A 5,258-nucleotide genomic window follows, 5' to 3' on the forward strand; every position below is an offset into this window, starting at 1 on the left:
AGGTTATCATGTAGTGTCCAACAAAGAAAGTAACAACAGTCACTAAAACTTGGTTTAAAAACCAATGTTTAATCTTATAATACGAGAAGGAGAACAGTATGGAAAACTGTACACCTACCAAAGCACGTCAGAATTTTTACCAGATTTTGAAAGATATTAATCAACAAAAAAAACCAGTTACAGTAACTCCAGCTAATGGAGACGAAGATCAAGCTGCAATCATTATTAAAAAAAGACTGGGATTCAATAGCGGAAACATTATATTTAGAAAATACTGGAACTTTAGCCAAAGTACGTGAAAATGACAAAAGTAGTTTTTCTAACTTGGAAGAGATCGATTGGGATAATCTATGAGCACCTACCAAGTTGAAATTAAGAACTCTGCTAAAAGTGATCTAAAAAAATCAAGCAATCAAATTGGAAAGAACAGTTTTAAAAACTATCACGGTTTTAAAAGATGACCTTTATCAACCCTCACAATCATTTGAAAAGTTACAACCAACTAGCAGTGGGCTGTATTCAAGACGAATAAATGAACAACACCAAGTGGTTTATCGTGTCGATGAAAAATTGAAGAAAATCTACATTTACGCAGCTTGGAGCCATGATGAATAAGAAAAAAATTGCTGAAACCACTCTAATCTAAGAGCAGTTTCAGCAATTTTTATTTTTACAGTTATTTTTGGATGCCTCAATGTTGATCCTAAAAATATCATTTCTAACCCTTCAACTGCCGCCACCAGTCCTCTTGGTCTAAATACCACTGAATGGTCTTTTCCAGCCCTTCCGCAAACTCATATCTCGGCTGCCAGCCAAGTTCACGCTCTAATTTGCCGGCATCCAAGGCGTATCTGAAGTCATGCCCGGGGCGGTCAGCGATATACTGGATTTTGCCGTCCAAACGTTCTGCGATCAAATCTGCAATTTGATTGTTGGTCCGCTCATTGTGCGCTGAAACGTTGTAAATTGCACCCGAGTGACCCTGCTGGATGACCTGGTCGATTGCACTACAGTTATCCTCAACATAGAGCCAGTCCCGCACATTTTGCCCATCGCCATAAATCGGCAAGTCACGCCCCTCTATTGCATTAGTGATCAACAAAGGCAGCAGTTTTTCCGGATTCTGGTACGGGCCGTAGTTATTAGAGCTGCGCGTTATGTTGACGTCCATCCCGTAAGTCGTGGCGTGCCCTAAGACCAGCATTTCAGCAGCTGCCTTGCTGGCAGAGTACGGCGAACTGGGGTCGAGGGGCGAATTTTCGCTGAAATAGCCGGTTGGTCCCAGTGAACCATAAACCTCGTCGGTCGAGATCTGCACAAATTTGCCAACTCGCATCTTCCGGGCGGCTTCCAGCAAGCTCCAAGTCCCACGCGTGTTGGTTTCAAAAAAGAGCTCCGGCCCACTGATCGAGCGGTCAACATGGCTTTCCGCCGCAAAATTGACCAGCACATCGATTTGGTATTGGCCGATAAGATCCTCAACTAGGTGCTGGTCAGTGATATTGCCTTGGACAAAGTGATAACGCGGATCAGCTTGAATATCAGCAAGGTTGGCCAAGTTGCCGGCATACGTCAGTAAATCCAGGTTCACGACCTGGCAGTCCTGATATTTGCCCAGCAGATAGTGGATAAAGTTGCTCCCGATAAAACCTGCGCTGCCAGTGATCAAATAATGCTGCATCTGCTCATCTCCATCTTTAAGCTTTGTTTCCATTGAACACCAAATTGAATGAAGTTGCCAGTCAGACCTTAGAGAAACCGTTTTTGTAATTTACGTGGAGCGCTTTTTAATATATACTTAAGGAGTATACCAAACGCAATCCTTCATAGAGTGAAGGAATTCAAGGAGATTTTTATATGTCACAGGCAATCAAGATTGTGACCGATTCATCGGTCCTTTTGACACCAAATGAAATCAAAGAAAACTCGCTGACCATCGTGCCGTTGAGCGTCGAAGTCGGCGGTAAAAATTATGTTGACGGGGAAAATATCACCCGCGCAGAACTAGTCGAGGCCTTAAAAAATGGCCAGATCCCAAAGACCAGCCAACCGGCTTTAGGCCAATTCGTGGACACATTTGACAAGCTGGGTGCTGATGGCAGCGAAGTCATCGCGATCCTGTTATCCGATGTCTTGAGCGGCACTTTCGACACGGCGCAAAAGGCAGCCGAAATGACTGACACCAAAGTGACAGTTATCAATAGCAAGTCGACTGACCGCGGCCTAGCCTTCCAAGTCCTGGCAGCGGCACAAGATGTGCGCGACGGGAAAAATATCGCTGAGATCAAGGAACACTGTGCTGAGATCTATTCCCGCACCTCGATCGAAGTGCTGATCGACAGCTTAGACTGCATCGTTGCCGGCGGACGCATCAGCAAAATGACCGGCTTGATCGCTAAGCTGGCCAACATCAAAGTCGTCGTTGAATTGCACGATAAGACTTTGGATGTTGTTTCCAAAGGGCGCAGCTCAAAGAGTTTGATCCGCTTCGTGGAAAAAATTGCCGACCTGCATAAATCGGAAAACAATCCGATCCAAGCGCTGGCTTTACCTAACGTAGCGGCAGACCAATCAATGCTTGATAAGGTCAAACAGATCCTGATCGGCGACCGTCCAGACACGCCTTTCATAGCAGACCTGACCAGCCCGATCATCATCACGCACACTGGTTTAAAAGCCATTGGCGTGATCACCTTAGCTTCTAAGCCCCGAGAACAATTCTAAAAATACAGTTGAACCGCCATCCGATCTTGGGTGGCGGTTTTTATGTGCACAAAATATCTCTTGGCGGATGCTTTCTCCTCCTAGTGCAGAGAAGTTGGAGGAGTTTGACGCTCTTTCTCCTCTTACTTTGACTATCTTGGAGGAGTTTAGCCCTCTTTCTCCCCCAGCTCACCTCTGGTTAACATTTGGCAGTCTGGCAGCTTCGCTAAACCAGCTGCTTTTTTGAACGCAAAATCAGCCTAATTGAAAATGCTTTTCAAGTACACGAATCTTTTCAAATTTATTTTCGACAGAAAAATCGCTATTATATCAGCTTTTTGGGTTTCTAATTGAAATTGTTTCTCATTTAGAATTTTTCTAGTTTACATTGATGGTAGTTGGTGTTACGCTTATATTGAAATCTAGAGGAGGACTTGATCATGAAACACTCACAGAAGTTGATCTCAATATTCGTTGTTGCCATCATCGCCTTACTATTGGAATTTGGCTTCCATCATCCGCTTTGGGCACAAATTTTAATCACTCTCGTTGGCGCAATCTTGGCTTTCTCCATGTTTGTGGAAATGGTCAGGACCTTAATGTCTGGCAAATACGGAGTCGACCTCTTGGCGATCACCGCGATCATCGCGACCTTAGCGGTTGGCCAATATTGGGCTGCCATGATCATCTTGTTGATGCTGGTTGGAGGCGATACCCTCGAAGATTATGCTTCCCATCGTGCCGACCGGGAACTCAAAGCCTTGCTGGACAATTCGCCCCAGATCGCGCACCGTTTGGAAAAGGAAGGCACCGTTGACATTGACGTCGCAGAAGTCCGTGTCGGGGACCACCTGCTGGTCAAACCCAAGGAGCTTATTCCAACCGACGGTCATTTAGTCAAAGGAACCAGTCTGTTCGATGAATCCTCATTGACTGGTGAATCGCGTCCAGTCGAAAAAAGCACTGGTGATTCAGTCATGTCGGGCTCTCTCAACGGGGACGCTGCTGTTGAGCTGCAAGCCGATAAAGAGAGTAAAGACAGCCAGTACCAGCGTCTGATTGCCCTAGTCCGTGAATCCGAATCCAAACCGGCCCACTTTGTTCGCATGGCAGACCGCTACGCTGTTCCCTTTACCCTAGCGGCCTATGTCATTGCCGGGATCGCCTGGTTTATCACCAAAGATCCGGTCCGGTTCGCTGAAGTCCTCGTTGTTGCTTCACCCTGCCCTTTGATCCTAGCAGCTCCGGTTGCACTGGTCGCGGGCATGAGCCGTGCTTCACGCAACGGGATCGTGGTCAAGACAGGGGATGTTTTGGAAAAACTCTCCACTGCTCGGACCTTCGCTTTTGACAAAACTGGGACTTTGACCCACGGGACTTTGCGTGTTGCAGATGTTACTCCTAGCCAAACGGACTGGGACGAAAAAACGCTGGTCCAGTATGCGGCCAGCGTTGAAAATAATTCGAGTCATATTTTGGGCAGATCGATGGTTCAGTACGCTGCCCAGAGAAAAATCAAGCTTCTATCGACGACAGACGTTGAAGAAGTTACTGGTAAGGGGATCCAAGCAACTGTGGATGGCCAGACTGTGAAAGTCGGTAAAGCCTCCTTTGTGGCCGGAACCACTCCGGAAGTTAAACAAGCACAAACAGCCGTCTTCGTCAGTGTCGGCGCACAATACATTGGACAGATCAACTTTACCGACCAGCTGCGTCATGAAGCTCCACAGACGATGGAAGCATTAAAACAGCACCAAGCTAGAGTCTTGATGTTGACAGGCGACCACCAAGGCACAGCTGAAAAAATCGCCGCCCAAGCCAAGATCGATGAAGTTCACGCTGGTCTGTTGCCAGAAGAAAAAATTGCTTTGATCGAACAAGAACCAAAAGACCATCGCCCAGTCGTGATGGTCGGGGATGGTGTCAATGATGCGCCAGCTTTAGCAGCTGCCGATGTTGGGATCGCGATGGGTGCCCACGGTGCCACCGCAGCAAGTGAAACTGCTTCGGTCGTGATCTTGAAAGACGATCTCTCTCGGGTCGAAAAAGCGGTTGAAATTTCTAGTGATACGATGAAAGTTGCGCGTCAATCCGTGCTGATCGGGATTGCGATCTGTACAGGATTGATGCTGATCGCCAGCTTTGGTTTCTTACCGACACTGGTAGGGGCGCTGTGCCAAGAAGTAGTCGATACCGTTTCGATCCTCTGGGCTCTGCGTGCACGAAACAGCCACAACAAGCCTAGCCAAAAAAATTTACAAGGAAATATAAATCAAGCTCAATCTTAAGAGAATCATTTCATTTTGTTAATTAAATCTTTAACTCTTGGGGGTATAGTAGCACTCATAGAACGAATTAACTTACTCCCCCTATTGTAAGTCAAATTTGTAACAACTGTCTTCCACGACAGCTATCTTGTACCATTCCTTTTTACCCTGTGCCGAAAGGTGCAGGGTTTTTGTTTTGAGAAAAAAAGGGACTACGTCAAATAGTGTTGATGGTCTCTGAAACTCTATCTTTTAGATGGGGTTTCTTTTTTCTCAATTGTTAAGTCA

4 protein-coding genes and 1 pseudogene are annotated in these 5,258 nt (G+C 46.2%); 4 read left to right on the forward strand and 1 reads right to left on the reverse strand.

From position 1 onward, the window contains the following. Positions 1–195 precede the first annotated feature (195 nt). Complete coding sequence (locus tag LFYK43_RS12895) at positions 196–354, forward strand: hypothetical protein (RefSeq protein WP_229718036.1); 159 nt, start codon at positions 196–198, stop codon at positions 352–354. Further along, positions 351–615 (forward strand): annotated as a pseudogene (locus LFYK43_RS11825) (Txe/YoeB family addiction module toxin). The gene LFYK43_RS12895 and the pseudogene LFYK43_RS11825 overlap by 4 nt, the downstream one beginning before the upstream one ends. 103 nt (positions 616–718) lie before the next feature. Here LFYK43_RS11825 and rfbB read toward each other — a convergent pair. Then, a complete protein-coding gene (rfbB, locus tag LFYK43_RS11830; protein ID WP_124978530.1) occupies positions 719–1,681 on the reverse strand; it encodes a dTDP-glucose 4,6-dehydratase in 963 nt (320 codons plus the stop codon). A 176-nt stretch (positions 1,682–1,857) separates the two neighbouring features. Here rfbB and LFYK43_RS11835 point away from each other — a divergent pair, with 176 nt between their 5' ends. Next, complete coding sequence (locus LFYK43_RS11835) at positions 1,858–2,724, forward strand: DegV family protein (RefSeq protein WP_124978532.1); 867 nt, start codon at positions 1,858–1,860, stop codon at positions 2,722–2,724. A gap of 419 nt (positions 2,725–3,143) precedes the next feature. After that, positions 3,144–4,991 carry a heavy metal translocating P-type ATPase gene (locus LFYK43_RS11840; RefSeq protein WP_124978534.1) on the forward strand — a complete coding sequence of 616 codons (1,848 nt, stop codon included), beginning with the start codon at positions 3,144–3,146 and terminating at the stop codon, positions 4,989–4,991. Positions 4,992–5,258: the final 267 nt, after the last annotated feature.

This window comes from Ligilactobacillus salitolerans, assembly GCF_003864415.1.
GTDB lineage: Bacteria > Bacillota > Bacilli > Lactobacillales > Lactobacillaceae > Ligilactobacillus > Ligilactobacillus salitolerans.